Below are 3,386 nucleotides of genomic sequence, written 5' to 3' on the forward strand. Positions count from 1 at the left end.
GCTGTCCACAGACAGCGCCGAATGCATTTCTGACATAGGCTGTGTTCTCAGGGATGGATAAATTCGCCGCTGCATGACGGCGTGACACAGCCAAACAGTCTTTCAGGATGTTGATTTGAACGCGTTTAACAACGAAGGGGTGGCTGCATGAGCGCTTCCCTCGAACGCCTGGAGCGCAAGCTCGGCTATACCTTCAAAGACCGGGATCAGATGCTCCTGGCACTTACGCACCGCAGCTACGCCGGGCGCAACAACGAGCGCCTGGAGTTTCTCGGCGATGCGATTCTCAATTTCGTGGCTGGCGAGGCGCTGTTCGAGCGTTTCCCGCAGGCTCGCGAAGGCCAGTTGTCGCGCCTGCGCGCTCGCCTGGTCAAAGGAGAAACCCTGGCCCGCCTGGCCCGTGGCTTCGACCTGGGCGACTACTTGCGCCTTGGCTCGGGTGAACTCAAGAGCGGTGGTTTTCGCCGCGAGTCCATTCTTGCCGACGCCCTCGAAGCGCTGATCGGCGCGATCTACCTGGACGCCGACATGCAGACTGCCCGCGAGCGCATCCTGGCCTGGTTGGCCGGTGAGTTCGATGGGCTGACCCTGGTCGACACCAACAAGGACCCCAAGACGCGCCTGCAGGAATACCTGCAGTCGCGTGCCTGCGAGCTGCCGCGTTATGAAGTGGTGGATATCCAGGGCGAACCTCATTGCCGCACCTTCTTCGTCGAATGCGAAGTGGTGCTGCTGAACAACAAGAGCCGCGGTCAGGGCGTGAGCCGGCGTATCGCCGAGCAGGTCGCCGCTGCCGCCGCACTGATCGCCTTGGGCGTGGAGAATGGCAATGACTGAGAACAATCCGACCCGCTGCGGTTACGTGGCCATCGTCGGCCGCCCCAACGTGGGCAAGTCCACGCTGCTCAACCACATCCTCGGGCAGAAGCTGGCGATCACCTCGCGCAAGCCGCAGACCACCCGTCACAACATGCTCGGCATCAAGACCGAAGGTGACGTGCAGGCGATCTACGTCGACACCCCCGGCATGCACAAGGCCAACGACAAGGCCTTGAACCGCTACATGAACCGCAACGCCTCGGCAGCCCTCAAGGATGTCGACGTGGTGATCTTCGTGGTCGACCGCACCCGTTGGACCGATGAGGACCAACTGGTGCTCGAACGTGTGCAGTACGTAACTGGCCCGCTCATCATCGCGGTCAACAAGACCGACCGCATGGAAGAGAAAGCCGAGCTGATCCCGCATCTGCAGTGGCTGCAGGAGCAACTTCCGAACGCCGAAGTGATGCCGATCTCGGCCCAGCAGGGGCACAACCTGGACGCGCTGGAAGCTCAGATCGCCAAGCACCTGCCGGAAAACGAGCACTTCTTCCCGGAAGACCAGATCACCGACCGCAGCAGCCGTTTCCTGGCGGCCGAACTGGTACGCGAGAAGATCATGCGCCAGCTCGGTGCCGAGCTGCCGTACCAGATCACGGTCGAGATCGAGGAATTCAAGCAGCAGGGGCATGTGCTGCACATCCACGCCTTGATCCTGGTCGAGCGTGATGGCCAGAAGAAGATCATCATCGGCGACAAGGGCGAGCGTATCAAACGCATTGGTTCCGAGGCCCGCAAGGACATGGAGGTGTTGTTCGACTCCAAGGTCATGCTCAACCTCTGGGTCAAGGTCAAGGGCGGCTGGTCCGATGACGAACGCGCCCTGCGTTCGCTGGGTTACGGCGACCTCTAAGCCTCGCCGCGCACCTTGTAGGAGCGGGCTTGCCCGCGAACACGGGCAACGCCCGTGCCATGCATCCACGGTGCCTGGGCTGGCCTCTTCGCGGGCAAGCCCGCTCCTACAGGTGTGCGCTTTGCCTGAGACCGAGTGACCGCTCATGGACCAACCCACCCCGCAACCCGCCTACGTCCTGCACAGCCGCGCCTACAAGGAAACCAGCGCGTTGGTGGACTTCTTCACCGCCCAAGGCCGTGTGCGGGCGGTGCTGCGGCGCGCGCGCGGCAAGGGCGGCAGCCCGGTGCGCCCCTTCGTGCCGCTGGAAGTCGAGTTGCGCGGGCGAGGCGAGTTGAAGAACGTCGGTCGGTTGGATACGGTCGGCCTTGCCGGCTGGCTGCATGGCGATGCGTTGTTCAGCGGGCTGTATCTCAACGAGTTGCTGATGCGCCTGCTTCCTGCCGAGGCGCCGTTCCCTGCACTGTTCGAGCACTACACCCTCACCCTTGAGGCGCTGGCTGCCGGTCGCCCGTTGGAGCCGCTGCTGCGCGCCTTCGAATGGCGTCTGCTGGACGAGTTGGGTTATGCCTTCTCGCTGACTCACGACGTGAACGATGACGCGGTCGTCGCCGAAGGGCGCTACCGACTCCAGGTGGACGCCGGGCTGGAGCGGGTCGAACTGCTTCAGCCTGGTCTGTTCATTGGCACAGAGCTGTTGGCCCTGGCCGATGCTGACTGGGACGCACCTGGCGCGCTGCTTGCGGCCAAGCGCCTGATGCGCCAGGCGCTTGCCGTTCACCTGGGGCCCAAGCCGCTGGTCAGCCGGGAACTGTTTCGCAAGCGCTGAGCACGTCGTATGCTGTGTGGCTCAATCTTCAGGAGAGCCTTTCGTGACTCACAGCAACCGCATGCTTCTCGGCGTCAACATCGATCACGTGGCCACTCTGCGCCAGGCCCGGGGCACCCGCTATCCGGACCCGGTCAAGGCCGCGCTGGACGCCGAGGAAGCGGGTGCCGACGGCATCACCGTGCATTTGCGCGAAGACCGTCGGCACATCCAGGAGCGTGACGTGCTGCTGCTCAAGGACGTGTTGCAGACGCGCATGAACTTCGAGATGGGCGTGACCGAGGAAATGATGCTCTTTGCCGAGAGGATCCGCCCTGCGCACATCTGCCTGGTGCCCGAGACCCGTCAGGAGCTGACCACCGAAGGTGGCCTGGACGTGGCCGGCCAGGAGGCGCGGATCAAGGCTGCGGTGGAACGCCTGGCGCGTACCGGGGCCGAGGTGTCGCTGTTCATCGATGCCGACGAGCGGCAGATCGAAGCGTCGCGTCGCGTGGGCGCACCGGCCATCGAGTTGCATACCGGTCGCTATGCTGATGCACAGACCCCGACCGAGGTGGCCGAAGAGCTGAAGCGTATCGTCGACGGTGTGGCCTTCGGCGTGGGGCAGGGGCTGATCGTCAATGCCGGGCATGGCCTGCACTACCATAACGTCGAGGCCGTGGCAGCGATCAAGGGTATCAATGAGCTGAACATTGGCCATGCGCTGGTGGCCCATGCATTGTTCGTCGGCTTCAAGGCGGCGGTGGCAGAGATGAAGGCCCTGATCGTGGCGGCCAGTTCCCGCTGATCAGTGCCGGCCCAATCGCGGGGCAAGCCCGCTCCCAC

4 protein-coding genes are annotated in these 3,386 nt (G+C 63.7%); all 4 read left to right on the forward strand.

The annotated features are described in order from the left end of the window. Window positions 1-147 precede the first annotated feature (147 nt). A complete protein-coding gene (gene rnc, locus HU729_RS25210; protein ID WP_186668598.1) occupies window positions 148-837 on the forward strand; it encodes a ribonuclease III in 690 nt (229 codons plus the stop codon). Beyond that, window positions 830-1,732 (forward strand): GTPase Era, encoded by a 903-nt coding sequence (gene era, locus HU729_RS25215; RefSeq protein WP_186668596.1) that lies wholly within the window; start codon window positions 830-832, stop codon window positions 1,730-1,732. The genes rnc and era overlap by 8 nt, the downstream gene beginning before the upstream one ends. A gap of 145 nt (window positions 1,733-1,877) precedes the next feature. Further along, complete coding sequence (recO, locus tag HU729_RS25220) at window positions 1,878-2,561, forward strand: DNA repair protein RecO (protein ID WP_186668594.1); 684 nt, start codon at window positions 1,878-1,880, stop codon at window positions 2,559-2,561. Between the two features lie 43 nt (window positions 2,562-2,604). Next, window positions 2,605-3,348 (forward strand): pyridoxine 5'-phosphate synthase, encoded by a 744-nt coding sequence (gene pdxJ / locus HU729_RS25225; protein ID WP_186668592.1) that lies wholly within the window; start codon window positions 2,605-2,607, stop codon window positions 3,346-3,348. Window positions 3,349-3,386: the final 38 nt, after the last annotated feature.

Source organism: Pseudomonas sp. RW10S2, from assembly GCF_014268985.1.
Taxonomy (GTDB): domain Bacteria; phylum Pseudomonadota; class Gammaproteobacteria; order Pseudomonadales; family Pseudomonadaceae; genus Aquipseudomonas; species Aquipseudomonas wayambapalatensis.

Bases quoted from the DNA above. Each gene is read 5' to 3' on its own strand.
- era (WP_186668596.1), top strand. From the start codon at position 830: ATGACTGAGAACAATCCGACCCGCTGCGGTTACGTGGCCATCGTCGGC.
- rnc (WP_186668598.1), top strand. From the start codon at position 148: ATGAGCGCTTCCCTCGAACGCCTGGAGCGCAAGCTCGGCTATACCTTC.
- recO (WP_186668594.1), top strand. From the start codon at position 1,878: ATGGACCAACCCACCCCGCAACCCGCCTACGTCCTGCACAGCCGCGCC.